At 71.5% G+C, this 26,516-nt stretch carries 23 protein-coding genes; 9 read left to right on the top strand and 14 right to left on the bottom strand.

All coding sequences use genetic code 11. The features are described from left to right. Positions 1–53: 53 nt before the first annotated feature. Complete coding sequence (locus BG482_RS30080) at positions 54–476, bottom strand: YjbQ family protein (protein ID WP_069772324.1); 423 nt, start codon at positions 474–476, stop codon at positions 54–56. A 195-nt stretch (positions 477–671) separates the two neighbouring features. Here BG482_RS30080 and BG482_RS30075 point away from each other — a divergent pair, with 195 nt between their 5' ends. After that, a complete protein-coding gene (locus tag BG482_RS30075; protein WP_069772323.1) occupies positions 672–1,748 on the top strand; it encodes an NAD(P)-binding domain-containing protein in 1,077 nt (358 codons plus the stop codon). 12 nt (positions 1,749–1,760) lie between these two features. Here BG482_RS30075 and mltG read toward each other — a convergent pair whose 3' ends face one another. Then, entirely contained in the window at positions 1,761–2,615 is an 855-nt protein-coding gene (gene mltG / locus BG482_RS30070; RefSeq protein ID WP_069772322.1) for an endolytic transglycosylase MltG, read from the bottom strand. A 53-nt stretch (positions 2,616–2,668) separates the two neighbouring features. Beyond that, positions 2,669–4,555 (bottom strand): ABC transporter ATP-binding protein, encoded by a 1,887-nt coding sequence (locus BG482_RS30065; RefSeq protein WP_069772321.1) that lies wholly within the window; start codon positions 4,553–4,555, stop codon positions 2,669–2,671. Between the two features lie 93 nt (positions 4,556–4,648). On the opposite strand from BG482_RS30065, the gene BG482_RS30060 reads away from it, so the two are divergent. After that, on the top strand, positions 4,649–5,167 hold the full coding sequence (locus tag BG482_RS30060; protein WP_069772320.1) for a MarR family winged helix-turn-helix transcriptional regulator: 519 nt from the start codon (positions 4,649–4,651) through the stop codon (positions 5,165–5,167). Between the two features lie 124 nt (positions 5,168–5,291). On the opposite strand, the gene BG482_RS30055 is transcribed toward BG482_RS30060, so the two are convergent. The 3 genes from BG482_RS30055 to BG482_RS30045 form a co-directional block, all read right to left on the bottom strand. Further along, positions 5,292–6,785 (bottom strand): cation:dicarboxylate symporter family transporter, encoded by a 1,494-nt coding sequence (locus BG482_RS30055; RefSeq protein ID WP_069772319.1) that lies wholly within the window; start codon positions 6,783–6,785, stop codon positions 5,292–5,294. Positions 6,786–6,953: 168 nt separating this feature from the next. Further along, positions 6,954–8,579 (bottom strand): peptide-N4-asparagine amidase, encoded by a 1,626-nt coding sequence (locus tag BG482_RS30050; protein ID WP_306287007.1) that lies wholly within the window; start codon positions 8,577–8,579, stop codon positions 6,954–6,956. 141 nt (positions 8,580–8,720) lie between these two features. After that, positions 8,721–9,464 carry a L,D-transpeptidase family protein gene (locus BG482_RS30045; protein WP_069772317.1) on the bottom strand — a complete coding sequence of 248 codons (744 nt, stop codon included), beginning with the start codon at positions 9,462–9,464 and terminating at the stop codon, positions 8,721–8,723. Positions 9,465–9,714: 250 nt separating this feature from the next. Between BG482_RS30045 and BG482_RS30040 the strand changes: the two genes are divergently transcribed. The 4 genes from BG482_RS30040 to BG482_RS30025 all read left to right on the top strand — a co-directional run bounded on the left by BG482_RS30040 (position 9,715) and on the right by BG482_RS30025 (position 14,783). Next, positions 9,715–11,688, top strand: a complete 1,974-nt coding sequence (locus tag BG482_RS30040) for an ABC transporter ATP-binding protein (RefSeq protein ID WP_079142316.1) — start codon at positions 9,715–9,717, stop codon at positions 11,686–11,688. Then, positions 11,685–13,502, top strand: a complete 1,818-nt coding sequence (locus BG482_RS30035) for an ABC transporter ATP-binding protein (RefSeq protein WP_069772316.1) — start codon at positions 11,685–11,687, stop codon at positions 13,500–13,502. Before BG482_RS30040 ends, BG482_RS30035 begins: the two co-directional genes overlap by 4 nt. A 534-nt stretch (positions 13,503–14,036) precedes the next feature. Continuing rightward, positions 14,037–14,507 carry a DUF5709 domain-containing protein gene (locus tag BG482_RS30030; protein ID WP_069772315.1) on the top strand — a complete coding sequence of 157 codons (471 nt, stop codon included), beginning with the start codon at positions 14,037–14,039 and terminating at the stop codon, positions 14,505–14,507. An 18-nt stretch (positions 14,508–14,525) separates the two neighbouring features. Continuing rightward, a complete protein-coding gene (locus BG482_RS30025; protein WP_069772314.1) occupies positions 14,526–14,783 on the top strand; it encodes a type B 50S ribosomal protein L31 in 258 nt (85 codons plus the stop codon). 8 nt (positions 14,784–14,791) lie between these two features. Here BG482_RS30025 and BG482_RS30020 read toward each other — a convergent pair whose 3' ends face one another. Then, complete coding sequence (locus BG482_RS30020) at positions 14,792–15,586, bottom strand: metal-dependent hydrolase (RefSeq protein ID WP_069772313.1); 795 nt, start codon at positions 15,584–15,586, stop codon at positions 14,792–14,794. A 145-nt stretch (positions 15,587–15,731) separates the two neighbouring features. Between BG482_RS30020 and BG482_RS30015 the strand changes: the two genes are divergently transcribed. Both BG482_RS30015 and BG482_RS30010 read left to right on the top strand, forming a co-directional pair. Beyond that, complete coding sequence (locus tag BG482_RS30015; protein ID WP_069772312.1) at positions 15,732–18,245, top strand: RNA helicase; 2,514 nt, start codon at positions 15,732–15,734, stop codon at positions 18,243–18,245. A gap of 100 nt (positions 18,246–18,345) precedes the next feature. Beyond that, complete coding sequence (locus BG482_RS30010) at positions 18,346–19,212, top strand: acyl-CoA thioesterase II (protein WP_069772311.1); 867 nt, start codon at positions 18,346–18,348, stop codon at positions 19,210–19,212. An 88-nt stretch (positions 19,213–19,300) separates the two neighbouring features. Here BG482_RS30010 and BG482_RS30005 read toward each other — a convergent pair whose 3' ends face one another. Together BG482_RS30005 and BG482_RS30000 are read right to left on the bottom strand one after the other, a co-directional pair. Beyond that, entirely contained in the window at positions 19,301–20,194 is an 894-nt protein-coding gene (locus BG482_RS30005; RefSeq protein ID WP_069772310.1) for a DUF6397 family protein, read from the bottom strand. 139 nt (positions 20,195–20,333) lie between these two features. Next, entirely contained in the window at positions 20,334–20,747 is a 414-nt protein-coding gene (locus BG482_RS30000; protein ID WP_069772309.1) for a roadblock/LC7 domain-containing protein, read from the bottom strand. Between the two features lie 117 nt (positions 20,748–20,864). Between BG482_RS30000 and BG482_RS29995 the strand changes: the two genes are divergently transcribed. Continuing rightward, positions 20,865–21,293: a PPOX class F420-dependent oxidoreductase gene (locus BG482_RS29995; protein WP_069772308.1), complete on the top strand. Its 429-nt coding sequence runs from the start codon at positions 20,865–20,867 to the stop codon at positions 21,291–21,293. A 21-nt stretch (positions 21,294–21,314) separates the two neighbouring features. Here the strand turns inward: BG482_RS29995 and BG482_RS29990 are convergent, their stop codons facing one another. The 5 genes from BG482_RS29990 to BG482_RS29970 form a co-directional block, all read right to left on the bottom strand. Next, the gene (locus BG482_RS29990) at positions 21,315–21,917 is read right to left on the bottom strand and encodes an ATP/GTP-binding protein (protein WP_069772307.1); all 603 of its coding nucleotides are present in this window, start codon (positions 21,915–21,917) and stop codon (positions 21,315–21,317) included. Positions 21,918–22,165: 248 nt separating this feature from the next. After that, entirely contained in the window at positions 22,166–22,576 is a 411-nt protein-coding gene (locus BG482_RS29985) for a DUF742 domain-containing protein (protein ID WP_069772306.1), read from the bottom strand. Positions 22,577–22,598: 22 nt separating this feature from the next. Next, positions 22,599–23,033: a roadblock/LC7 domain-containing protein gene (locus BG482_RS29980; RefSeq protein ID WP_069772305.1), complete on the bottom strand. Its 435-nt coding sequence runs from the start codon at positions 23,031–23,033 to the stop codon at positions 22,599–22,601. Beyond that, positions 23,030–25,654 carry an ATP-binding protein gene (locus BG482_RS29975; protein WP_069772304.1) on the bottom strand — a complete coding sequence of 875 codons (2,625 nt, stop codon included), beginning with the start codon at positions 25,652–25,654 and terminating at the stop codon, positions 23,030–23,032. The genes BG482_RS29980 and BG482_RS29975 overlap by 4 nt, the downstream gene beginning before the upstream one ends. Positions 25,655–25,695: 41 nt before the next feature. Continuing rightward, positions 25,696–26,490 carry an MHYT domain-containing protein gene (locus tag BG482_RS29970; RefSeq protein ID WP_069772303.1) on the bottom strand — a complete coding sequence of 265 codons (795 nt, stop codon included), beginning with the start codon at positions 26,488–26,490 and terminating at the stop codon, positions 25,696–25,698. Positions 26,491–26,516: the final 26 nt, after the last annotated feature.

Genomic DNA, 26,516 nt, shown 5'->3' with positions numbered 1-26,516 from the left:
TCCCCCGGCCGCGGCCGAAGGCGCGACCGTCGGGCGCCGGGTGCGCTCTTGGCTCACCCCAGGAAGCTCAGCCGGACCTGACGGTCGGGGTTGTCCTTGTTGGTGTCCACCAGGCACACCGACTGCCACGTTCCCAGTTCGAGCCTCCCGCCCACGACGGGCAGGGTCGCATGCGGCGGGACGAAGGCCGGGAGGACGTGGTCGCGGCCGTGACCGGGGCTGCCGTGCCGGTGCTGCCAGCGGTCGTCCGCGGGCAGGAGCGTGTGCAGCGCCGCGAGCAGGTCGTCGTCGCTGCCCGCGCCCGTCTCGATGACCGCGATGCCGGCCGTCGCGTGCGGGACGAAGACGTTCAGGAGGCCGTCGCGGCCGGCGGCAACGTCGCGCAGGAACCTCTCGCAGTCGCCGGTGAGGTCGACGACCCGCTCGCGGGAACCAGAGGCGACGGACAGAACTCGGGTGGTGAACGCATCTGACATGCCACCATCCTGACCCAAATGCCGGGTTCCACACCCCCTCGGCCCCCAGACCTGCCGAGGCGCGGTGCCGGGGCCGGGGGGCGAGACGCCCCGGGAGGCGGGACGCGGGCACCACTCGGCCCGACCTGCTGCGGGGCGAGCCGTCATGGCGTCGGGTCCGGGAAGATCCACGCCCCTGGTGGCGTTGGTGCAAGCGTGAACAGCGTGCGTGAGGTCGAGGTGGTCGTCATAGGCGCCGGTCAGGCGGGTCTGGCCGGCGCTTTTCACCTGCGGCGCACCGGTTTCGAGCCGGAGCGCGACTTCGTGGTGCTCGACCGTGCGCCGGCCGCGGGCGGCGCCTGGCAGTTCCGCTGGCCCTCGTTGACGTACGGCAAGGTGCACGGGATGCACGCGCTGCCCGGGATGGAACTGACGGACTCGGATCCCGCCCGGCCGTCGTCCGAGGTCATCGGCGAGTACTTCGCCGCCTACGAGCAGAGGTTCGATCTGCGCGTGCGGCGGCCCGTCGAGGTACGGACCGTCCGGGAAGGCTCCGGCGGTCGCCTGCTGGTGGAGACCTCCGACGGCATGTGGTCCGCACGGGCCCTGATCAACGCGACCGGCACCTGGGGCCGGCCGTTCTGGCCGCGTTACCCGGGCCAGGAGACCTTCCGCGGACGACAGCTGCACACCGCGCAGTACCCCGGTCCCGAGCCGTTCGCCGGACTGCGCGTGATCGTCGTGGGCGGCGGTGCGTCCGGCACGCAGCATCTGCTGGAGATCGCGCCCTACGCGGCCGGCACCACCTGGGTGACGCGTCGGCCTCCCGTCTTCCGCGAGGGGCCCTTCGACGAGGAGGCGGGGCGCGCCGCGGTCGCGCTCGTGGAGGAACGCGTGCGGCAGGGGCTGCCGCCGAGGAGCGTGGTCTCCGTGACGGGCCTGCCGCTCAACGACGCGATCCGCCAGGGGCTGGCCGACGGGGTGCTGGACCGGCTGCCCATGTTCGACCGGATCACCCCGGAGGGCGTGGAGTGGAACGACGGTCGGCGGATCGACGCAGACGTCATCCTGTGGGCGACCGGTTTCCGGCCGGCCGTCGACCATCTCGCGCCGCTGCGGCTGCGTGAGCCGGGCGGCGGGATCCGGGTCGAGGGCACGCGCGCGGTCGCCGACCCGCGTGTCCACCTGGTCGGCTACGGGCCGTCGGCCAGCACCGTCGGCGCCAACCGGGCCGGACGCGCGACCGTTCGGGACATCAGGCGGCTGCTCGCGCAGGAGACCGTCGCCGCCTGACGTCCCACCGCCTCACCCGGCCGCCGCGGAGGCGCTCATGGGGGCCTTCTGGTTGCGGTTGAACTCCGCGACGTTGCGCTGGTGCTCCGCGAGGCTCGCCGTGAAGCGCGTGTCTCCCGGCTTGACGGTGACGAAGTACAGCCAGTCGCCCGGGGTGGGGCTGAGGACGGCCCGCATCGCCTCCTCGCCGGGGTTGTCGATGGGCGTCGGAGGCAGACCCATGCGCTGGTACGAGTTGTAGGGGCTCTGGATGCGGGTGTCGCTCTCCGTCGTCTTCAGCGTGGAACGCTTCAACGCGTAGTTGATGGTGGAGTCCATCTGCAACGGCATTCCGCGCTCCAGACGGTTGAACACCACCCGGGCCACCTTGCCCATGTCCGCCTTGGTGGCCGCCTCGGCCTGGACGAGACTGGCGACGGTGACCGTCTGATACACGTTCATGGCGTTGCGCTGGGCGCCCGCGGCGATCGGCGCACCGTTGAACCGCTTGTCGGCCGTGTCGACCATGTACGCCAGCAACGTCTGCGGCGTGGCCTTCTTGTCCAGCGGATAGGTCGCCGGGAAGAGATACCCCTCCGGGTTGCCCTTGGCGTCGTTCGGCAACTTCAGACCGGCCGTCGGCAGCGCCTTCCCCGTGGTGCCCGACGGCAGGGCGAGCGCCTTGTCGATCGCCTCGTAGACCTGGCTCGCGCGCCAGCTCTCGGGGATGACCAGAGTCCTCGGCTTGGGCTCCTCCTTGGCGTTCTCCAGGGTCAGCAGCGGCACCGCCACGGCGGCGCCGGCCACGACGGCTCCGGTCGCGATGAGGACGAGACGGCCCCGACGCGTCAGTCGAATCGTGCTCCGAGGCGGAGTGTTCATCTGCATGCGGGCACGGTAACCCTCAATTCGTCACAAACCTGGCATAACCTGCCATATTTTCATCTTGTCGGCTCCAGTCGGGCGTCCCGTCGCACCAGGGCCGCGTACCGGCCGTCCTGACGCAACAGCTCCTCGTGGGTGCCCCGTTCGGCCACCGCGCCGGAGTCGAGGACGACGATCTGGTCGGAGCCCCGAACGGTGGACAGCCGGTGGGCGATGGTGAGGGTGGTGCGGTTCGCCGAGAGCGCGTCGATCGCTTCCTGGACGGCCTGTTCCGTGCGGGTGTCCAGGGCGCTGGTCGCCTCGTCGAGGATGAGCACGGGCGGGTCGCGCAGGATGGTGCGGGCGATGGCCAGGCGCTGCTTCTCGCCGCCCGAGAAGCGGTGGCCGCGTTCGCCGACCACCGTTTCGTAGCCGTCGGGCAGCCCGGCGATGTGGTCGTGGATCTGCGCCGCCCGCGCCGCCGCGTACAGCTCCTCGTCGGTGGCGTCCGGCTTGGCGAAGCGCAGGTTGTCGGCGACCGTGGCATGGAAGAGGTACGTCTCCTGCGAGACGACGCCGACCGCGCGGGCGAGGGTGTCGAAGTCGAGGTCGCGTACGTCGACGCCGTCGAGGGTGACCCGGCCGCCCGTCACGTCGTACAGCCGCGGCACCAGGTAGCCCAGCGTGGACTTCCCCGCGCCGGTCGGGCCCACGACCGCGAGACTGCCGCCGGCGGGGACGGTGACGTCGATGCCGTCGAGGACCGGCCTGACCGCCTCGCCGCCCTTGCCGCCGCCCTTGCGGACGCCGTGGCCGCTGTCGCCGCCGCTCCCGCCGCCGTCGCCCCTGTCGTCGTTGTCGTTGTCATAGCGGAAGACGACGTCCTCGAAGCGCACCTCGCCCTTGATCTGATCGAGGTGGACCGGGTTCTCGCGCTCGGTGATGTCGATGGGGAGGTCGAGGTACTCGAAGATGCGCTGGAAGAGCGCGAGCGAGGTCTGGATCTGCACACCGGTCGACAGCAGGCTGACGGCGGGGCGGAACAGGCCCTGCTGCAGCGACACGAAGGCGACGATCGTACCGAGGGAGACGTCGGGGCCGCCGAACTGGAGAGCCATGCCGGCCGTCCAGTAGATGACGGCCGGCATGGCCGCCATGACGATCCCGATCACGGCCATCCGCCAGCGTCCGGCCATGTTCGACCGCACCTCGAGGTCGACCAGCTGCTCGGACTCCTCCGAGAAGGCCTGCGTGAGGGAGTCGGCTCGACCCATGGTGCGGCCGAGCAGGATGCCGCTGACCGACAGCGACTCGGTGACCGTGGCGGCCATCGCCGCCATCTGCTTCTGACGCTGGGTGGTGATCTTCTTGCGTTCGTTGCCGACCCGGCGGCTGATCCACACGAACACCGGCAGCAGCAGGAGCGAGACGACGGTCAGCCGCCAGTCGAGGGCGACCATCGCGATGATCGTGGCGACCACACTGGTGAAGTTGGAGACCAGGGAGGTCGCCGTGGAGGTGACGGTGGCCTGCATGCCGCCGATGTCGTTGGCGATGCGGGACTGCACCTCACCGGTACGCGTACGCGTGAAGAAGGCGAGGGACATGCGCTGCAGGCGTCCGTAGACGGCCGTCCGCAGGTCGTGCATGACGCGCTGGCCGACCGTCGTGGAGATGAGCGTCTGCAGGACGCCGAAGACGCCGCTGAGCACGGCGCTGAGGATCATGCCCAGAGCGAGCAGGCTCAGCAGGCCCGTGCGCCCCTGGGGGATCGCGACGTCCAGCGTCTCCTTGAGCAGGAACGGGGTGGCCACGGTGACCAGCGACGAGGCGGCGACCAGCACGCCGACGACCGCGAGCCGGGCACGGTAGGGCTTGAAGAGGGCGAGGATGCGGCGCACCTGACGGGGTTCGTCGGCCGACGCGCCGGGCGTGGGGGTCCACTCGATGTGATCTCGGGGCATGGCTCCTACGGAGGGTGTGACGATGAGGACTGACGGAGCTTAGCTCATTGTTACCTATACTCACAATGAACGGCATCCTGATATTGTTCCCTCATGACCACCCCCGATTCCGACAGTCTGCTCGCCGAGCAACTGCTTCGGCTCACACGCCGGGTGCACCGCATCCAGAGGCGCCATCTGCAGCAGTGCGGGCTGGGCGTCACACCGGCACAGGCCCGGCTGCTGCGCACGCTGGCGCATTGCGATTCACCGCCGCGCATGGCCGATCTGGCCGCGCGGCTGGAGGTGGTCCCCCGGGCGGTGACGACCCTGGTCGACGGGCTGGAGGCGAGCGGCCTCGCGCGGCGGGCGCCCGATCCGGTCAACCGGCGGGTCATCCGGATCGAGCTCACCGAGGACGGCCGCAAGGCACTTCGCGAGCTGCGCGGCGCTCGCGTGTCGGCGGCGGAGGAGATCCTCGACCCTCTGACGACCCTGGAGCGCGAGGTGCTGAGCGGCCTGCTGGACGCGCTGGTGGGGGGCGGGGCGGTCGACCACGAGCCGGGACGGGAGCCACGGGGGGAGCCGGAACGGCAGGGAGAGCTCGGCCGGGAGCGGGGACACACCTGCTGAACGGCGCGCGAACGGGCCGCGCTCGCCCCTCCGCCTTGTTGCCGGAGGGGCGAGCGCGGCCCGTCACGTCGTAACCGTCACGGTCGACGACGCCTCGCCGTCGCCCTCACGCCTCGCCCTCGTTTCAAGCGACCTCGGAAGCGGTCTCCTTGGTGGGCCGAGCCGGGATCCCACCTGAGGTTCCGATCGCCGCGCCGGCTCCATGGGAGCCCTCGGCTCCCTCGGGACCCTCGGCGGCCTCGGGGCGCTGGGGATCCTCGGAGCTCTCCGACTGCTCGGCGGTCGCCGACCCGCGGGCGCCCTGCGGCCCGTCCTCGGTCTCCGTCGGGCCCTCGCCGTCCAGAACCCTCCTGGCCTGCTCCAGATCGAGCGCACCCTCCCAGCGGGAGACGGCGAAGACCGCCACGCAGTTGCCGAGCAGGTTGGTGACGACGCGCATCGAGTCCATGATGCGGTCCACGCCGAGCAGCAGGGCCACGGCGCCGGCGGGGATGGCCCCCAGGGAGGATGCGGTCGCGGACAGGGCGAGGAAGGCCGAGCCGGGGATGCCGGCCATGCCCTTGCTGGTGAGCATGAGCACCAGGATCACCGTGATCTGCTGGCTCAGACTCAGGTCTACGCCCACCGCCTGGGCGATGAACAGGGTGCCGATGGAGAGGTAGAGCGAGGCGCCGTCCAGGTTGAAGGAGTAGCCCGTCGGCAGCACCAGGCCCACCGCGTCCTCGCGGGCGCCGGCCCTGCGCAGCTTCTGCATCACGCGGGGCATGACGGACTCGGTGGACGCGGTGCCGAGCGCGAGCAGCATCTCCTCGCGGATGTAGCGCAGGAACTTCCACAGGCTCAGCCCCGTGACCATGCGCAGCGCGACGGCGAGCAGCGTGACGAACAGGGCGGCCGCCGCGTAGCACAGGGCGATCAGTTTGCCGTAGGTCTCGATCACACCGAGGCCGTAGTTGCCGATCAGGACGGCCATCGCACCGAACACCGCGATCGGCGCCAGCCGCATGACGAAGCCGACGACGGCGAAGATGATCTCCTGGGCCTGCTCGACGGCCGGCAGCACCTTCGGCACCTTCGTGTGGCCGAGATGCAGCAGCGCGGCGCCCACCAGGCAGGCCAGGACGAGCACTTGGAGCAGCGAGTTCTCCGCGAAGGCGCCGACGAAGCTGGTGGGCAGCGCGTTCACGACGAACTCGGTCGTCGAGGGCAGCGAACCGCCGCCGGTCTTCGCGTCGACCGCCGAGGCGTCGAGCGTGGCGGGGTCGACGTTCATGCCGGAGCCGGGCTGGACGATGTTGGCGGCGAGCAGCCCGATGACCAGGGCGAAGGTGCTCGCGACCTCGAACCAGGCGAGGGCCTTGAGCCCGATCCGGCCGAATGCCTTCAGATCGCCGGCCTTGGCGATGCCGACGACGACCACGCAGAACACCAGGGGCGAGATGATCGTCTTGATGAGGCGGGTGAAGCCGTCGCCGAGCGGCTGGAGATCGGTGGCGACGCCGGGCCACAGTTTCCCGACGACGACACCGAGGACCAGCGCGATGGCGACCTGGGCGAAGAGTGAGGTACGCAGTATGCGTGCGACGCGTCGCGGCAGGGACGGGACGGACGGCTGCACGGGCACTCCTTGGGGGACGACGGCAACAGAAGTCGAGCCGGGGACTTCTGCGATACGGAAAGCGATTTCCGTGACGATCACTGTGAAGGCGCCGTTGATCGCGCACAAGACCGCGGTGTTTCCGTCCGGTAAATCCCGTCCCGAGTGACGCGTCGCACGCGGGCGGCCTCAGCAGCCGCGGCGGTCCTCGGTCAACACCCCCTGAACCGTGGTCAGCCGCCGGTCGTGACAGCCGCCGGAGCCGTACAGCCGGTAGCGCTCGCTCGTCGTGCCGACGGCGTGGCGCTGATCGCGGGGCACGTTGACGGTGTACGCGGCGTCGCCCCGATAGGCGTCGTCGAGCCGCGACCATGCGACGCGCCGGCCCGCGCCGGTCTCCACCGCGTCGGCCCGGTCGCCCAGGGTCAGTCGGGTACGCAGCCGGTCGTCGGCGCCGAGGGTGGTGACTCCGTTCATCGTGTACGTCCGGTGCGTTCGCGTGGTCCGGGCCGGTCCGCGGCCGTCGACGGTGACCGACTCGTCGTCCGTCCAGCCGGCGTCGAGGCCGTCCACGGTCTCGCCGTCGCTCCAGCGGTGTTCGGAGGTGTTCGCGACGGCGCGGGTGACGGTCGTCCGGACTCTGCCGTGCGAGGTGTCGAGGTAGCCGGACACGGTCAGCCGGTGCGCGGCCTCGGTGGCGACCCGGTGCTCCGTGCCGGGCGTGTAGACGCTGGAGTCGGTGAGTTCACCCGCTTCGTGCGTGACGAGTCTGCCGTGGACCACGGCCTTGCCCGGGTCCTGCCAGACGAGGACGTTGACGGGGGTGCTCCAGCCGCTCTGCCCCTGGGGCACGCCGACGACCGACACCTCGACCCGGTGCGGACGGCCGTCGTCGAGGATCCCGGCGAACGGGGTCAGGTCGTATTCGATCGGCTTGACGTCGAAGGCGCGGGGCCCCGGAATCACGTACCAGAGAAAGGGGTTGGACCAGCCGCCGGTCCAGACCGTCGGGAAGGGGGTGGCGATTCCGGCCAGTGTCCCGTCGACCTCGACCTGCACCTCCCGATAGGGACCGTCGTCGGTCCGGCACGAGTACGGGTCCGTCACGGGCACGGCCAGATACCAGTACTCCTCGCATCCGCCGCCCGAGCCGGTGGCGTACACCTCGGCCACGACGCGTTCGCTGTTGCGGGGCGTGGTGAGAGTCGTCCCGTCGGGGCCGTCGGCCAGGGTGAGGACGCGGTCGGGGGCGGCGGCCGTCGGCCTGCCCTCGTAGAACGTGAGGGTCACCTTCACGTCGATCACGCCCGTGTAGGTGTCGTCGACGACGTTGCCGATGAGCATCTCCACGTCCTGGGCGGTGCGGAAGGTGTCGCTGTAGCGGGTGACGTCCTTCTCGACCGACCACTCGATGCCGTCGGGCGACGGCTCGGGCGTCGAGGTGCGGAAGACCTCCACCCCTCCGACGTGCAGATAGCCGAGCCGGTCGAACTGCCGCCCCTTGACCTTGCCGTCGAGCCGCAGCACCACTTTGCTCCAGTGGTCACCGCAGCCGTCCGGCGGACGGTACGAGCCGCGGTACGGCGTGAAGTCGCGGAACCGGGCCTCGGCGAGGGTGACCCGGCACGACTCGGTGTGGGGTCTGCTCACGGCCGGCGCGGCGGTGAGGGGATCGTGCCAGTCGGTGCCGAACTCCGCGGGTGCCTCGGCCGGTACGGGCGCGGCAGCGGCCGCGCGAGCAGTTCCGCCCCCGATGAGGGCGCTCGCCAGGAGGGTCGCTCCGGTGAGCATGGACATGATAATCCGACATCTCATGGCCCGTGTTCTACGGGGTGCCGTCAGCTCCCCGCAATGACGCCTCCGCCGCTCCGATGCCGCTGCCGCTGCCGACACCACTTCCGTGACACCGTCGGGCCGTCAGGCCCGCCCGCCCGGCGTCAGCAGACCCTCACGCCGTCACGCCTTCAGGGCGGCCCTGTCGCCCATGACCACCACGGGATGCTCGTCCGGGTCGAGCGTGCGCAACAGTTGCTCCATCGCTCCCCTGGACACGCTGACGCAGGCCGACGTACCGCTGCCGTGGTCCATGTGCAGCCAGATTCCGCCGCCTCGCTCCTCGCCCTCGGGCCGCGTCGGATCGTCGGGCGGGGCGCCCTTGACTCGGTTGTAGTCGATGGCGATGACGTAGTCGAAGTCATGCCAGTGCGACTTCGCCCACCAGCGCGGCGCCGCGAACGAGTCAGCCCTCGTGTAGGGCAGCCTGGTCCCTGGGTCGGCGAGCACCCCTCCCGCGTCGGTGAGCGTGAACACGCCGACCGGGCTGCGGTTGTCGCCGGCCCGATGCCTCGCCGTCCAGCCCTTCTTGCCGTTGTGCCCCGGCCAGCTGCGGACGCGCTCCCAGTTCGGACCACGCTTGGCGTAGAGCACGACGGTGGCTTGCGCGGCGTCCTTTCCGTCGCCGTACACCGCCACGACCTGGCGCGATGCCACGGGAATCCGTCGCTGCATCCGGTCACCGACACCGGGAACACGGGGCGTCCCGACCGCTTTCACCGAGTGGCCACCCCCCTGCGCGCCGGACCCTGCCATGCCGTCGCCTCCGCGTTCCGCACGCGCTCCACCGCACGCGGCCAGGGCCGCGCACAGCAAAACGGCCGTCGCCGTCGCGGCTCCCGCACGCCGCCCTTCGCCGAGTTGCATCGGGCCATGGTCGCATCACTTTCCGGACTTTTGTGCCAGGTTCCGGACATCCGACCCCGTCGGGCGGTTACCGGATCCTGCCGCCGCCATGGAAAACCGGTTGATTCCGACCACTCCACGACGCGAACCTTGCACGGTTTGCTGCCGCACTCCGCGGACCTTCCCGTCTGCCCCTCCCCCCTCCCCCCTCCCCCGCCCTCGCTCCCGCTCCCGCCCCTCCACTTCCCCTGACTCGAGCCCCTGGGACGTCATGCAGATCCAAGACCTTCCGTACCCCGACCCGGGTGTGCCGGACGCACGCTCGGGCCCCCGCTTCCTGTGGTGGCTGGGCCGCAACCAGTTGGGCGGTCAGCTCACGGCCCTGGCCTGGGGACTGCTGCACTTCGTCGCCGTCTCGGCACAGCCGTTCTGCGTGGGCTTCGCGATCGAGGCCGTCGTGGACCGCTCCGGCGCCCGACTCGCCCTCGCCGGCGGGGTGATGGCCCTGTGCGGCGTCGCCACCGCCGTCGGGGACACCTTCCTGCACCGGGCTGCGGTCACCAACTGGATCACCGCCGCCGCCCGGGTCCAGCAACTGCTCGCCCGTCAGGCCTCGCAGCTCGGCTCCGCGCTGAATCGGCGGGTCGCGGCCGGCGAGGTCGTGGCCGTCTCCACGGGCGACGTCGAGAAGATCGGCTGGTTCGTCGAGGCGGTGTCCCGTTTCACCGCCGCGGCCGTCACCGTCCTCCTCGTCTGCGTGGGCCTGGTCGTGTATCGGCCCGCGCTCGGCGTCGTGGTCGCCGTGGGTCTGCCCGTCCTCGCGCTCGCGGTGCTGCCCCTGCTGCCGCGGGCCACCCGCCGGGCCGACTTCCAGCGCGAGAAGGCCGGACGCGCCACCGAACTCGCCTCGGACACCGTGGCGGGCCTGCGGGTGCTGCGCGGGATCGGCGGCGAGGAACTCTTCCTCGACCGTTATCGCAGCGCCTCGCAGGAGGTACGGCACGCGGCGGTGCGCAGCGCCCGTATGTGGTCCCTGATCAGCGCCATCCAGGTGCTGCTGCCGGGCCTGCTGTTGATCGCGGTCGTCTGCTATGGCGTCCATCTGGCCCGCGAAGGACGCATCACGGTGGGCGAACTGGTCACGGTCTACAGCTCCGTGATGGTCCTGACCTATCCCCTCAGGCACTTCGAGGAGATCGCGATGGCCTACTCCTTCTCGCGCCCGTCGGCCAAACGTGCCGCAGGCGTGCTGGCCCTGGAACGGGCGACCGACATCGGCGGGTCACGCGCGGCCGAAGCGCCCTCGGGCGACCTGTACGACCCCGCCACCGGTCTGCTCGCCCCGGCCTCCCGGCTCACCGCGGTGGTGTGCGGCGACCCCGACGCGGCCGGACGACTGGCCGAACGCCTGGGCGGCCACCCCGCGGAGGACGGCCCCTCGGTCCTGCTCGGCGGCATCCCACTGGACGAACTGCCGCTGGACTGCGCGCGCACGGCCGTCCTCGTCCAGGACAAGGACCCCGTGCTGCTGTCCGGCGCCCTGCGCGACCTGCTCGACGTGCCCGCCTCGGGGGAGGTCGACGCGGGTGCCGCGCTGGCCGCCGCCCAGTGCGGAGACGTCCTCGAAGCGCTCGTGCAGGGGTCGTTGGACGCCGTCGACCCGATGGACGCCCGCATCACCGAACGCGGCCGGTCCCTCTCCGGCGGCCAGCGGCAGCGGCTCGCACTGGCCCGCTCCCTGTACACCGACCCCGAGGTCCTCGTCCTGGACGAGCCCACCTCGGCCGTCGACTCGCACACCGAGGCCCGGATCGCCGAGGGACTGCGCGAGCTGAGGGAGGGGCGCACGACGGTCGTGTTCACCTCGTCCCCCCTGCTGCTCGACCGGGCCGACCGGGTGGTGCTCGTGCACGAGGGCGCGGCCGTCGCGGCCGGCGTGCACCGCGAACTGCTGCACCGCGAACCCCGATACCGGGCCGTGGTGACCAGGGAGACCGAAGAGGAGAGCGCCCGGGACACGGCCCTCCAGGACGAGAGGACCTCTCTCAGCGGTGTGCTGAAGGACCTGGAGCAGCTGGAGAAGAACGAACTCGAACGTCTCGAGGACGACATGGCACCCACCGAGCGCGACTTCGCACGGACCGATCCCGAAGGCATCCCGGAAAACGTCCCCGAAAACATCCGCGGTGAGGTCCGCGGTGAGATCCGAGAAGAGATCCGAGAAGAGATCGAGGAGAGGGCATGATCGGCGTGGCGCCGCCCGCGTACGACCCGGCGGCCCCGAGGACGGCGAACACGCTGCCCGTCGGCGCCCCCGCGACCGTACGCGCCTATGTGGCCGAACTTCTGCGCCGGCACCGCCGCGCATTCGTGCTGCTCCTCCTCGTCAACACGGTCGCCACGATCGCGTCGATGGTGGGCCCCTGGTTGCTGGGCGACCTCGTGGAGCGGTTGTCGGACGGAGCCCGCGAGCTCCATCTGGGGCTCACCGCGGCGCTGTTCGTGCTCGCCCTGGTCGTCCAGGCCGCCTTCGTGCGGCAGGTGAGGCTGCGCGGTGCGATGCTCGGTGAGCGGATGCTCGCCGACCTGCGCGAGGACTTCCTCGTCCGGTCGGTCCGCCTGCCGCCCGGCGTGCTGGAGCGGGCCGGCACGGGCGACCTGCTCTCCCGTATCACCACGGACGTCGACCGGCTGGGCAACGCCATGCGCGAGGCCGTGCCCCAGCTGACCATCGGCGTGATGTGGGCCCTGCTGCTGCTCGGCGGGCTGGTCGTCACGGCGCCGCCGCTCGCGCCGGCCGTCCTGGTCGCGGTGCCGCTGCTGGTCGTCGGATGCCGCTGGTACTTCAAACGGGCGCCGGCCGGGTACCGCTCCGAGGCGGCTGGTTACGCGGCCGTGGCGGCCGCTCTCGCCGAGACCGTGGACGCCGGCCGCACCGTGGAGGCGCACCGCCTGGGCGGCCGCCGCATCGCGCTCTCCGAGGAGCGCATCCAGCAGTGGACGGCCTGGGAGCGCTACACCCTGTGGCTGCGTTCCGTGCTGTTCCCGGTGATCAACCTCGTGCATGTGACGGTGCTCGGCTCGGTCCTCATGCTGGGCGGTGCGTTCGTGCTGCAGGGCTGGATCGGCGTCGGTCAGCTGACGACGGGGGCGCTGCTCGCGCAGATGCTCGTCGACCCGGTGAACCTCGTGCTGCGCTGGTACGACGAGTTGCAGGTCGCCCAGGTGTCGTTGGCCCGACTGGTCGGTGTGCGGGACATCGAGCCGGACGGAGGAGACTCCGGACTCGCTCCGGACGGACACGACGTGCTCGCCGACCGGGTCCACTTCGGTTACCGCGAGGGCGTCGACGTGCTGCGCAAGGTCTCCCTGGAGGTCTCCCCGGGCACCCGGCTGGCCCTGGTCGGCCCTTCGGGCGCGGGCAAGTCCACCCTGGGGCGGCTGCTCGCCGGGATCTACGCGCCCCGCGAGGGCCGGATCACCCTCGGCGGCGCGGAGCTGTCGCGGATGACCGCCGAGCGGGTCCGCTCCCATGTGGCCCTGGTCAACCAGGAGCATCACGTCTTCGTGGGCTCCCTGCGGGACAACCTCCGCCTGGCCCTCCCCCACTCCCGGCTCCACCCGGGCGAGGAGACCTCGGCGGCAGCGGAGGACGCCGAGCTGTGGGCCGCCCTGGGCGCGGTCGACGCCGACGGCTGGGCAAGGGCCCTGGACGACGGCCTCGACACCGAGGTCGGCTCCGGCGGCGTCCCGCTCACCCCGGCCCAGGCCCAGCAGATCGCGCTGGCCCGTCTGGTGCTGGCCGACCCGCACACACTGGTCCTGGACGAGGCGACCTCGCTGCTCGACCCCCGTGCCGCCCGCCATCTGGAGCGGTCCCTGGCCCGTGTCCTGGACGGTCGCACGGTCGTCGCCATCGCCCACCGGCTGCACACCGCCCATGACGCCGACGTGATCGCCGTCGTCGAGAACGGACGCATCAGCGAGCTGGGCAGCCACGCCGAGCTGGTGGCGGCGGACGGAGCGTACGCGGCGCTCTGGCGGTCGTGGCACGGATGAGCGGGACGGCGACAGGCACAGCCCACGTCGCCCGCCGAGGCTGACCCCAGGGGGGCGGATACCGGTGCGGGCGCGGACAGGAGCGCCCGTGCCGGTACGGGACCCGCTGCGGGCACGGGATCCGCTGCCCGAACAGGATGCGGTGTCGGTGTCGGTGTCGGTGCCGCCGGCGACAGCGACAGCGAGGGCTGCGGTCTCGGCTCCCGCGGCGGTGACGGCCGAGGTGCCTGCTCCGACGCAGGCACCCGCCGCCGGTCCCGGACCGGACATCGGCGCCGGCCTCGGGTCGACGCGATGCGCGATCCGGGCGCCGGGGAGCGGTGGCGAAGCCCCGTCCGGGACGACCGGGCTCCGCTCTCGCGCGACCTCTGGCGTTGCGCGGTACCGAAGCAGGGTGGAACGCTGGATAACGGCACCCGCGCGGGAGACCGTCGGAATCCATCCGGCACACGCCGCGCCCGGCCGGCTTCCCGTGCGGCGGCGCCCGACCGCCGACGGCGGTGAAATCCGGCCCGTCACCCCCTGGAGGTAGCCGTGAACAGCGCCGACGGATGGGGAGACGACGTCTACCAGCCCGACGCCTCCGACATCCAGGACGACGCCGGGCTGCTCGACGGGGAGGACACGCTGGAGAACGACGGCGTCGAGGACCCCCTCGACCGCGGCTGGTCCCCGCCGGACCGCCCCTGGGCCGTGGAGCACATCGGAGTGACCGCCGCGGAACGCCGGCAGGGGGAGAGCCTGGACCAGCGCCTTGCGGAGGAGCTGCCGGACCCGGAGGCGCCGGACGGCGACGGTCTCGGTGACTGTGACGGCACGGACGGGGAACTCCTCGACAACGAGGTCGGCGCCACGCGCTCCGGACGGCTCGTGGCTCCCGACGAGGGGGTCCACGAGGACGAGGAGAGCGCGCTGATCGCCACGGACGTCGGCATCGACGGCGCGGCCGCCTCCGCGGAGGAGGCCGCGATGCACATCGTCGACGAGGACGCCCTGTCCGGTTGAACCGCCCGAGGAGCATTCATGCAGCAGGACAAGCAGCCCGACTACCACGAGGTCGTCTTCCGTGACCGCGCCGCCGGTTTCGCCTTCCTGACCCGGTCCACGGCGGCCAGCGACCAGACCATCGAGTGGGACGACGGCGAGACCTACCCCGTCGTGGACGTGGAGATCTCCTCGGAGAGCCACCCCTTCTACACGGGCAAGGCCCGCACGGTGGACACGGAGGGTCGCGTGGCCCGCTTCGAGCGGCGCTACGGCGACGGCGGCGCGATGACCTGAGCCGACCGTCAGATGTAGTTGAGGGCGGCTGCCCCGCCCACTCCGCCGAGCAGCATGAACACGGGCATGAGCACCCTCAGCTCGACCCAGCTGCCCGCCCGGAACCTCATCGCCTTGGGCGGACCGATCGGGTACCAGCGCTTGCGCCCGATCGGGATGGGCCACAGGACCGGGCAGCCGGAGACGGTCAGGGCGTCGCCGATGTCGTGCACCAGAGCGCCCAGCACGATGGGCAGCCCCAGCCACAGGTACCCCTGACCGGGCTGCGTGAACAGCCAGTCCGAGCCGTTGCCGGGCTTGTCCAGGACGCCGGCGAGGATCCACGCGCTGGTCGCGGCGAGCAGCCACACCAGCACGTCGCTGCTGGAGCCCCGGGCCGCCCGCCACAGCAGGCCCTCGATCGCGAGCACCATGTGCACGAACAGGATCGCCAGCACCGCCCAGCGGCCGCCGGTGATCGCCAGCGCCGAGGCCCCCGCGCCGATCATGACCGCCCACAGCCAGGTGTGCGTGAGCGTGCGGTGCCCGCCGGAGCGGCGCGGGTCGCCCTGCTTCCTCGTGGCCTTGTAGGCGGCGTAGGAGAGCTTGTCGACGATCTCGCACAACCAGCGGGACAGGGGGCCGAAGGCCCGGGAGATGGTGGCGGCCTTGTGGTCGAGATCCGGGGCGAGCGCGGCGCCGGCGCAGATCAGCGCCCCGGCGAGCAGGACCGGCCAGGGCATCGTGTGCCCGGCTGCGGCGGCGGCCGCACCGACGCCGAGCCAGGCGGCGGCCCCCGACAGTGAGTGTGCTGGTCCCATCATGGCCGTTGCCCGCCCCATTCCTCGTGTGCCGCTGTCCAGTTGACCGGGTGCGATGACGCTCCGTCGGCGACACAGCGTAGCCGCCGTGATCTTCGGGTCGGCAGCCGATTCCCCCCTCGGGGGTGACGGCAGGCAAGATGGGGTCGTGACCCTCATCGATCAGCTGCCTCCGACCGCAGATCCCGACGCCCTGTACGAAGCCTTCGAGTCCTGGGCGCAGGAGCGCGGTCTGACGCTCTACCCCCATCAGGAGGAGGCGCTGATCGAGGTGGTCTCCGGGGCGAACGTGATCGTGTCGACGCCCACGGGGTCCGGGAAGAGCATGATCGCTGCGGCCGCGCACTTCGCGGCTCTCGCCCGGGACGAGGTCACCTTCTACACGGCGCCGATCAAGGCGCTGGTGTCGGAGAAGTTCTTCGAACTGTGCAAGATCTTCGGCACGGAGAACGTCGGCATGCTGACCGGCGACGCATCGGTGAACTCCGACGCCCCGGTGATCTGCTGCACGGCCGAGGTGCTGGCCTCGATCGCGCTGCGCGACGGCAGGCACGCGGACGTCGGCCAGGTCGTCATGGACGAGTTCCACTTCTACGCGGAGGGCGACCGCGGCTGGGCGTGGCAGATCCCGATCCTGGAGCTTCCGCAGGCCCAGTTCGTGCTCATGTCGGCGACGCTCGGGGACGTGTCCTTCTTCGAGAAGGATCTCGCCCGGCGCACCGGTCGGCCCACGGCGGTGGTCCGCTCGGCGACCCGTCCCGTGCCGCTGTCCTACGAGTACCGGTACACGCCGATGACGGAGACGCTCACCGACCTGCTGGACACCCGGCAGGCGCCCGTGTACATCGTGCACTTCACGCAGGCGCAGGCGGTGGAGCGGGCGCAGGCGCTGATGAGCATCAACATGTGCTCGCGTGAGGAGAAGGAGCGGATCGCCGCGCTGATCGGCAACTTCCGCTTCACCACGAAGTTCGGCCAGAACCTCTCGCGTTACGTGCGGCACGGGATCGGCGTCCACCACGCCGGCATGCTGCCGAAGTACCGGCGTCTCGTGGAGAAGCTCGCCCAGGCAGGTCTGTTGAAGGTGATCTGCGGTACGGACACGCTCGGCGTCGGTGTGAACGTGCCCATCCGCACGGTGCTGTTCACGGCGCTGACCAAGTACGACGGCAACCGGGTGCGCACGCTGCGGGCGCGTGAGTTCCACCAGATCGCGGGGCGGGCGGGCAGGGCCGGCTTCGACACGGCGGGTCTGGTGGTCGCGCAGGCTCCCGAGCACGTCATCGAGAACGAGAAGGCTCTCGGCAAGGCCGGCGACGACCCGAAGAAGCGTCGCAAGGTGGTGCGCAAGAAGGCTCCCGAAGGGTTCGTGGGCTGGACGGAGAACACCTTCGACAAGCTCATCGACTCCGACCCGGAGCCGCTGACGTCGCGCTTCCGCGTCACGCACACGATGCTGCTGTCGGTGATCGCCCGGCCCGGAAACGCCTTCGAGGCGATGCGGCACCTGCTGGAGGACAACCACGAGCCGCGCAAGCAGCAGTTGCGGCACATCCGGCGAGCGATCGCGATCTACCGTTCGCTGCTGGACGGCGGCGTCGTGGAGAAGCTCGACGAGCCGGACGCCAGCGGCCGGATCGTCCGCCTCACCGTCGACCTGCAGCAGGACTTCGCGCTGAACCAGCCGCTGTCCACGTTCGCGCTGGCCGCGTTCGAACTGCTGGACCCGGAGTCGCCCTCCTACGCACTCGACATGGTCTCCATCGTGGAGTCCACCCTGGACGACCCGCGCCAGATCCTGGCCGCGCAGCAGAACAAGGCGCGCGGCGAGGCGGTGGCCGCGATGAAGGCGGACGGCGTCGAGTACGAGGAGCGTATGGAGCGCCTGCAGGACGTCTCGTACCCGAAGCCTCTGGAGGAGTTGCTCTTCCATGCGTACGACACGTACCGCAAGAGCCACCCGTGGGTCGGCGACCATCCGTTGTCGCCGAAGTCCGTCATCCGTGACATGTACGAGCGGGCCATGTCGTTCACCGAACTGGTCTCGCACTACGAGCTGGCCCGCACCGAGGGCATCGTGCTGCGGTACCTGGCCGGCGCGTACAAGGCGCTCGACCACACTGTCCCCGACGACCTCAAGTCCGAGGATCTGCAGGACCTGATCGAGTGGCTGGGCGAGATGGTGCGCCAGGTCGACTCCAGCCTGCTGGACGAGTGGGAGCAGCTCGCCAACCCGGAGGAGATGACCGCCGAGGAGGCCCAGGAGAAGGCCGACGAGGTCAAGCCCGTCACCGCCAACGCCCGTGCCTTCCGGGTCCTGGTCCGCAACGCGATGTTCCGCAGGGTCGAGCTGGCCGCTCTCGACCATGTCGACGAACTCGGCGAGCTGGACGGCGAGTCCGGTTGGGACGCCGACGCGTGGGGCGAGGCGTTGGACAGGTACTGGGACGAGTACGACGACCTCGGCACCGGCCCCGACGCCCGGGGGCCGAAGCTGCTCGTCATCCAGGAGGAGCCGCAGAACGCCCTGTGGCGGGTCCGCCAGATCTTCGACGACCCGAACGACGACCACGACTGGGGCATCAGCGCGGAGGTCGACCTCACGGCGTCCGACGCCGAGGGCCGTGCGGTCGTCCGCGTCACCTCCGTCGGGCAGTTGTGAGGTCCGGCGGGGGTCCGGTGGCGCGGACAGGAACAGGCGGGTCAGACGCCGGAACAGACACGGGACAGCGCGCAGAAGAGGGCACAGGAGAACGACACCGATGACGAATCCGGCCGAGAGGCTCGTCGACCTGCTCGACCTGGAGCAGATCGAGGTCAACATCTTCCGCGGCCGCAGCCCGCACGAGTCGCTGCAACGCGTCTTCGGTGGCCAGGTGGCCGGCCAGGCGCTGGTCGCGGCCGGCCGGACCACCGACGGCGACAGGCCCGTGCACTCGCTGCACGCGTACTTCCTGCGCCCGGGCCGTCCGGGGGTGCCGATCGTGTACCAGGTCGAACGGGTGCGGGACGGCCGGTCGTTCACGACCCGCCGGGTCACCGCCGTGCAGCAGGGGCGCACGATCTTCAATCTCACCGCCTCCTTTCACAAGCCTGAGGAAGGTCCCTTCGAGCACCAGCTGCCGCCGGCCCGAGAGGTCCCGGACCCGGAGTCCCTGCCGACGGTGACGGAGGAGGTCCGGGCGCATCTGGGCGCGTTGCCCGAGCAGTTGGAGCGCATGGCACGCCGCCAGCCCTTCGACATCCGGTATGCGGACCCGCTGCGCTGGAGCGCCGAGGACCTCGAGGGAGCCGAGCCGCGCAGCGCGGTGTGGATGCGCGCGGTCGGGCCGCTGGGCGACGACCCGCTCGTCCACACCTGTGCGCTCACGTATGCCAGTGACATGACTCTGCTGGACGCCGTCCGGCTGCCGGTCGAGCCCCTGTGGGGGCCGCGCAACTTCGACATGGCCTCGCTGGACCATGCGATGTGGTTCCACCGGCCGTTCCGCGCGGACGAGTGGTTCCTGTACGACCAGGAGTCGCCGATCGCCACCGGCGGACGTGGACTGGCCCGAGGGCGCATCTACGACCTGGAGGGGCGTCTGTTGGTCTCGGTCGTCCAGGAGGGGCTGTTCCGGGCGCTGTAGGCGTCGCCGGAGCCGCCGTGGTCGCTGCATTCGCTCTGGTCGCTGCATTCGCTGCGGGCCGCTCTGAGCGGATGCGGGCCGCTGTGGATCACGCGCTTCGACGGCGTAGCCGGCTCAGCAGCCCGCGCGCGGGGCGGTCGGGATCGGGTTCCCCTGGCGCGCTTCGCTGCTCCGGTGGCCGTGGCAGGGCCCGTTTCGGGGAGGGTCGTGGTGCGGGCTGGTCGGCGCGTGCCTCGTCCAGGGTGCGTTGCAGGTCCGACCTCAGCCAGCCGATCTCGTCGGGGTCCGCCGCCGTCATGATCTTCTCGACGAGGTGTGCGGCAGGTGTGCCGGGGGCGCAGTGGGCCGGTGGTCCGGGCCGGAACCGGTTCAGGTGGGAGCGCTCGTAGGGGTCCTTGACGATCTCCGCGACCTGGAGGGGGTCGAGGAACCCGGCCAGGACTCCGGCGTGCTGCCAGGGCTCTTCCGCCTGGCGGAGCAGGAAGCCGAGATGGCGTCCGCGCCAGTTACGCGGGCGCAGGTCGACGCCGGCTGCCAGTTGGCTCCTCAACACCTCGGGTGTGCGGCCGGTGAGCAGGAAGCCGTTGGTCCGGTCCGCGGCGAACTGGCGTAGCTCCTCGGCCAGATACAGCCAGACCACGGCTCGGTAGCGGTTTAGGTAGAACCTCACGGGCACCACCAGTCCCAGTCGGGCGAGACGGGTGAAGCGGGTCGGCGGCACGTCGAGGAGGGTGGCGCCCTCGGCAGTCCCCACGGTCCGCACGCTCTCCCGCAGCGAGTCGGGGAAGCCGGGCTGCGCACGCAGCCGGTCGATCTCGGCGCGGGGCACCCTGCGGGCGCCGCCTGCTTCGTCGGGCACGGTCCTGATGCGCCCGAGGTGCGCGGCCAGCTCGAACTCAGCGCGCTTCAGGTCCAGTTCGCGTGCGGCTCGGCTCGGTGTGCACGAAACCGGGTCGGGTGGGGCGATGGCGGTGCGGGACATGGCGGTCTCCCCCGTGGAGTGCAGTGGTGTGGAGCGAGGCCCGCGTCGTCCGCTGTGGCCTCGGGAAAAACCGTAGCCGGAACCGCGGACAGCGTGGCGAGCCTGTGGATAACTTCGAGCGGGGGAGAGAAATTGCAGGTCAGAGATCTGACAGTGGGGCGCGCTCGGGCTGTCGGGCGTCGACGGTGAGGTGCTCGCCGACCCGGTTGACGAGCAGGGTCATCTCGTAGGCGATCCGGCCCATGTCGGCGTCCGCCCCGCTGAGCACGCACAGACAGCTGCCGGTGCCCGCGGCGGTGACGAACAGCACGGCGTCGTCGAACTCGATCATGGTCTGACGTACGCGGCCGGCACCGAAATGGCGTCCCGACCCCTTGGCGAGACTGTGCAGTCCGGACGAGACCGCGGCGAGGTGCTCCGCGTCCTCCCGGCGCAGGCGCGAGGACGCGCCCGCCACCAGCCCGTCGTTGGACAGGACGAGCGCATGGCGCACCGGCTCCACGCGCTCGGTCAGATCGTCCAACAGCCAGTCCAGGCCCTGGTTCTGCGCCATGTCCCACTCCCCGTGTGACGTCCCCGTGTGTTGTCCCCGTGTGATCCTCCGCCTCACCGGAGCATCTGTTCGCCAGCCTTGCGCAGGACCGGTCGCCGGAGCAAGGAGGATGGCGGCATGGCACAGAAGATGACCGATGAGGAATGGCGGGCGTTCGTCACGCACGGAACCCGCACCGGAAAACTCTCCACCGTGCGGGCCGACGGAAGTCCGCACGTGGCGCCGATCTGGTTCGTGCTCGACGGCGACGACGTGGTGTTCAACACCGGCAAGAGCACGGTGAAAGGCCGCAACCTGGCCCGGGACGGCCGGGTCGCCTTGTGCGTGGACGACGACCGGCCGCCGTTCGACTATGTGGTGCTGCAGGGCCGGGCCCGGATCTCGGAGGACCTCGACGAGGTCCGGCACTGGGCTGCCCGGATCGGGGCCCGGTACATGGGCGAGGATCGCGCCGAGGAGTTCGGCGCCCGCAACGGCGTACCGGGCGAGCTCCTCGTCCGCGTCGCGATCGCCAAGGTCCTGGCGCAAAAGGGCATCGCCGGCTGACGCCGGCGTCGTACGGCGACGTCAGCCCACGGAGTCGAGCAGCCGGGCGGTGTGCATCCGCCCGGCGTACTCGACCAGTCTGATCAGGACCTCCTTGCCCGAGTCGCGGTCACGGGCGTCGCACAGGACGACGGGCGTACCGCCGTCGAGGTCGAGCGCCCGCGAGACGTCCTGGGCGCCGTACGTCCGTGAGCCGGTGAAGCAGTTGACCGCCACCACGAACGGGATGTGCCGGTGCTCGAAGTAGTCGACCGCCGGGAAGCAGTCCTCCAGACGCCGGGTGTCGGCGAGGACCACCGCGCCCAGGGCCCCTTGGGACAGCTCGTCCCACAGGAACCAGAAGCGGTCCTGCCCCGGGGTCCCGAACAGGTAGAGGGAGAGGCCGGAGCGGATGGTGATGCGGCCGAAGTCCATCGCGACAGTGGTCGTGACCTTGTGGTCCACGCCTTCGGTGTCGTCCACCGACTGGCCTGCTTCGCTGAGCAGCTCCTCGGTGCGCAGCGGCTTGATCTCGCTGACCGCGCCCACCATGGTGGTCTTGCCCACGCCGAACCCTCCGGCGACCAGTATCTTCAACGCCAGGGGAGCCGTGTCGCCGGTGGCGTCGGAGTGCTCGGAGACCATGGATCACTTCTCTCGGGAGTGCCGGTGACGGTCCACGTCGGTACGGGAGCGCCGGGCCTCGGCGCGGCGGTCGCGCGGGGCCTCGGCGCGGAAACGCCAAGGCAGCATCATGACAATCGGTCCCCCGCTTCGAGTGGTTCGACCGAGGTCTGACCGATGTGACCGACTCTTGCGCGTCGATGTCCGAAGAAGTGCCCGACTCGGCACCGTCCGGGTCCGTACGCGTCCGGTCGGTCCGGACGTTTCGTCTAGAGCGCGCGCAGTCCTTCGATCACCTCGCGCAGGATCCTTTCGTCGGGCAACTGCGCGGGCGGCACAGGGCGGCTGACGGTGAGGCAGCCCAGCTCCAGGAGGTCTCCGAGGAGCACTCTGACCACGCCGACGGGGAGGTCCGCGCCGGCCGCGAGTTCGGCGACGGACTGGGTCTCCGTGCGGCACAGGCCGACGAGAGTGCGGTGTTCCGGCCCGAGCGCCATGCCGTCCGTGCCGGGCGCGCCCGGATCCAGGGTGACCAGGGCGATCAGGTCGAAGCGCACTCCCGTGGGGCCGGGTTGCGTGCGCCCACCCGTCATGGCGTACGGACGAACGAGCGGGCCGGCCTCGTTGTCGTACCACTGGCTGCCCGACGCGCGTGGGGCGCCGGTCCTGTACTCGGTCATCTGCGCGGGTCGCTCTCCGGCCTCATCCGACGGGCGGTCGCGCGCCGAGGCGCGGCGGCGTGTAGAGGTGTTCTCCGACCCGCTTGACCAGCCGCGCCATCTCGTAGGCGACCAGGCCGAGGTCGGCGGTCACGGCGGTGAGGACGGCGAGGCAGGAGCCGTCACCCGCGGCGGCCACGAACAGGAAGCCGTCGTCCATCTCCACCATGGTCTGGCGCACTCCGCCGGCTCCGAAGTGCCGGCCCGCCCCCTTGGCCAGGCTGTGGAAGCCGGAGGCGACCGCCGCGAGGTGTTCGGCGTCCTCCCGCCTGAGGCCGGTCGACGCGCCGACCGCGAGGCCGTCGTTGGACAGCACCACCGCATGCCGCACCTCGCTCACACGCATCACCAAGTCGTCCAGCAGCCAGTCGAGTTCACCCGACCGCTGAGCCGACCGCGTACTCGGGTCCTGGATCATGCGGGGTCTCCTTCATCGCTGTCGCTGCCCGGTGCGGGTTCCGGGCCGGCTCCGCGGCCGGGTTGTCTTCCGCCGCCCCGGGCCCAGCCGTCCCGGTAGGCGGCCATCCGGTCCCGTACGAGCTCGGGGGTGCGCCTTTCGTCGCCGCGCGGGGCCGACGGGCGGGCCGGTTCCTCGTGGTGCGGGCGGCGCAACTGGGGTGCCAGACTGGCCTGCCGCACCCGGCGCGGGAGGTCGTCCGATCCTTCGATGTCGTCCGGGGGACGGTGCAGGCGCAAGGCGGTCACTCCGGGAGGCGGTGGGTCGCCGGCCGCCGGATCGACGGCGGCCCGCAGGGGGGCCGCCAGGACGGGGCGGTCGGCGGATGCGGGAACGGCGTCCTGGCGGCGCTCGGCGGAATGCCCGTCGATGGCCCGGCGCTCGGCGGACAGCCCGTCGACGGCCCGACGGTCGATGGACTGCGGGGCTACGGCCCGAGGGGCAGTTGCCCGGCGGTCGGCCCCGGGCACGCGCGCGTACTCACGTTCCGCGGACCGGCGCAGCTCCTCCGCCCCGACGGCGGAACGTTCCGTCTTCCCGCCGTGCAGCAGTGGCGTGGGCAGCAGGACGACCGCGGTGGTGCCGCCGTAGGGCGAGGTCCGCAGGTGCACCTTGATGCCGTGCCGGGCGGCGAGTCTGCTGACCACGAACAGGCCGAGCCGGTCGCTGTCGAACAGGTCGAGAGCCTCCGACTGCGCGATGCGCCGGTTCGCCTCGCTGAGGGCGTCCTTGCCCATGCCCAGACCCCGGTCCTCGACTTCGACGGCGTATCCGTTGCCGACGGGTTCGCCGGTGACGCGCACACGCGTGTGCGGCGGCGAGAACTGGGCCGCGTTCTCGACGAGTTCGGCGAGGAGATGCGTCAGGTCGGCCACGGCGGCGCCGACGACGGCGACCTCCGGGAGCTGCCGTACCTCCACGCGCGCGTAGTCCTCGACCTCGGAGACGGCGGCGCGCACGACGTTGGTGAGAGAGATCGGCATGCGCCAGGCACGGCCGGGCGCGGCGCCGGAGAGGATGATCAAACTCTCCGCGTGACGTCGCATGCGCGTGGTGAGGTGGTCGAGCCGGAACAGGTCGCTGAGCTCGTCCGGGTCGTCGGAGCGGCGCTCCATGCTGTCCAGAAGGGTCAGCTGGCGGTGGACGAGGATCTGGCTGCGGCGGGCGAGGTTGACGAACACCCCGGAGATCCCGCTGGCGAGTTCGGCGCGTTCCGCGGCGGCGCGCAGGGCGGCCCGGAGCACGGTGCTCAGTGCTTCGGCGACCTGGCCGGTCTCGTCCTCGGCGGGCGGCCCGGGCGGGGCTTCGGCGTTCACGTCGATCTCCTCCCCCGCGCGCAGTTTCTGCATGGCCTCCGGGAGTTTGCGCCGGGCGATCTCCAGGGCGTCGTTGCGCAGGCTGACGAGCTCGACGACGAGCCCGCGGCCGATGCGCACCGAGATGACCAGCGAGGCGACGACGGCGGCGAGGCCCAGCAGGACCGCGGCCCCGGGTGCGGTGAGCAGGCCGCGGGTGAACGGGTCGGCACGACCGGCCGCCTCGCGTGCGGCGTCCGTCTCGATGGTCCGCATCCCGTTCTGCACGCGCGCGTGGGCCGCGTTCCAGGATCCGGCCGGAGCAGCCGCGATCGCCCTGGCGCCAGGCCCGTCCGCCAGCACCTTGTCCTCGGCGGCGTACAGGGCCGCATAGTCGCTGCCGGCCGCGAGACGCTGCCAGGCGGCGCGTTCGGCGCCGCGCAGATCGGCGACGGCCGCTTCCGTGAGGATGCGACGACTGTCGACGGCACCGGCGAACAGGCGCAGGCGCTCTCCGTCCAGGCGTCCGGCCAGGCGCGCGCCGGAGAGTGCGACGTCCTCCCGCGCCAGCGCCTCGCCCGCGCGGGAGAACTCCAGCAGTACCCGCGCGTCCGAACCGAGTTCGGCGTCCTGGACGTCGGAGAGGGCGCCGCCCACCGAGAAGGCCGCCGCGATCGCGCTCGTGTAGCGCCCGTAGGCCTCCTCCCAGCCGACGTCGCCCTCGATCACCGAGGTCCGCAGCGAGGCGAGTCCTTCGGTCCCGGAGACGAACCGCTGGAGTCGCCGGGCCACTCCCGCGGGCAGTTCCCGGCCGTCGGCGACCGTGCCGTGGTCGCCGACCCGGAGTTCGGCGACCGCGCGGTCCGTCCGCGCGGCGAGCGTCCTGAGGCCGCCGTCCGGCCCGGGGGCGGGGTCGGTGGCGTACCGCACGGCGGCCGCGCGCTCGGTCTGCAGGGCGGCCACCGCATCGGCGAGGGGAGTGCGGACCTCGGAGTCCACGCGCTGCACCCGGCGCAGTGCGGAGACGTCCTGAGCGGTGCTGACGGTGGCGTACGCCCACAGGGCCAGCAGGGAGACGACCGGCACCATCAGCAGGCAGACGATCTTGGCGCGCACCGTGCGCGGCCGCAGCCGCCAGCGTTGCGCGCTCGGGGGCGCCGCGTCGGCCGGCAGGTCCGCGGGCTCGTCGGCCGCCTCGTCGGCAGGGGGGCCGGCGTGGGCGCGGCGCCCGCGTGTGGGGGGCGGCGCGTCGGCGCCTGCCGTGGGGGTCCTACGGGGTGTACGCATGGCCTCCTCGCTCGGAAGTGGGACGGGGCTCGCCGGTCGGATCAGACGGTCCTGGTCCGTTGCCGGTCGGCGAGGCTCTCCCCCGGTCGTTGTGCGGACGCGGACGCCTCGCGCTCCCCCGTGGTGGGCGACAGCGCGACGAAGGCCGAGGTCAGGAAGAGATAGGACCCGAGGCCGACGGCGAGGGGGAAGATGAACTGCATCGCCGTGGCCCCGGGCAGCACCGCGCCGGAGGGCGTGACATGGACGCTCACCGCGAACATCGCCGTGTAGTGCATGCTGCTGACCGCCGCCCCCATGACGAGCGAGGCGACCCCGACGGCGATCGGCGACCTGATGTTGAGCGCGGCCCAGAGTGCGGCGGTGGCGGCGACGACCGCGATCAGGACGGAGAGACCTACCCGCAGCGGGTCGTAGGTCACGTCGCCGTGCAGCCGGACCGCGGCCATGCCCAGGTAGTGCATGCTCGCCACGCCCAGTCCCGTGGTGAGCCCGCCGATCAACAAGGCGCGCGTGCGGTCACGGCTGTAGCCGACGGCGAAGACACCGGCGCAGACGACGACCATGGCCACGAGAAGGCTGAGCACGGTCAGCGGAACGTCGTAGCGGATGTCGGTGCCGCCGACCGCGAAGCCGAGCATGGCCACGAAGTGCATGGTCCAGATGCCGGTGCCGATCGCCGAGGCCGCGGTGATCAGCCAGTTGCGGCGCGAGCGCCCGGTGGCGCCGAGGGCGCGCACGGTACAGCGCAGGCCGAGGGCGGCGCCGATGCAGGCCATCACGTACGACAGCACGGGGGTCAGCCAGCCGAAGGCGGCGTGGTCCAGGTGTCCCATGGCCACGGGACGCTAGCCGGAGCACG

It is taken from the genome of Streptomyces sp. LUP30, assembly GCF_001746365.1.
Taxonomy (GTDB): domain Bacteria; phylum Actinomycetota; class Actinomycetes; order Streptomycetales; family Streptomycetaceae; genus Streptomyces.
The sequence above is the reverse complement of the archived record's forward strand: the minus strand, read 5'-3'. Positions and strand labels throughout refer to the sequence as shown.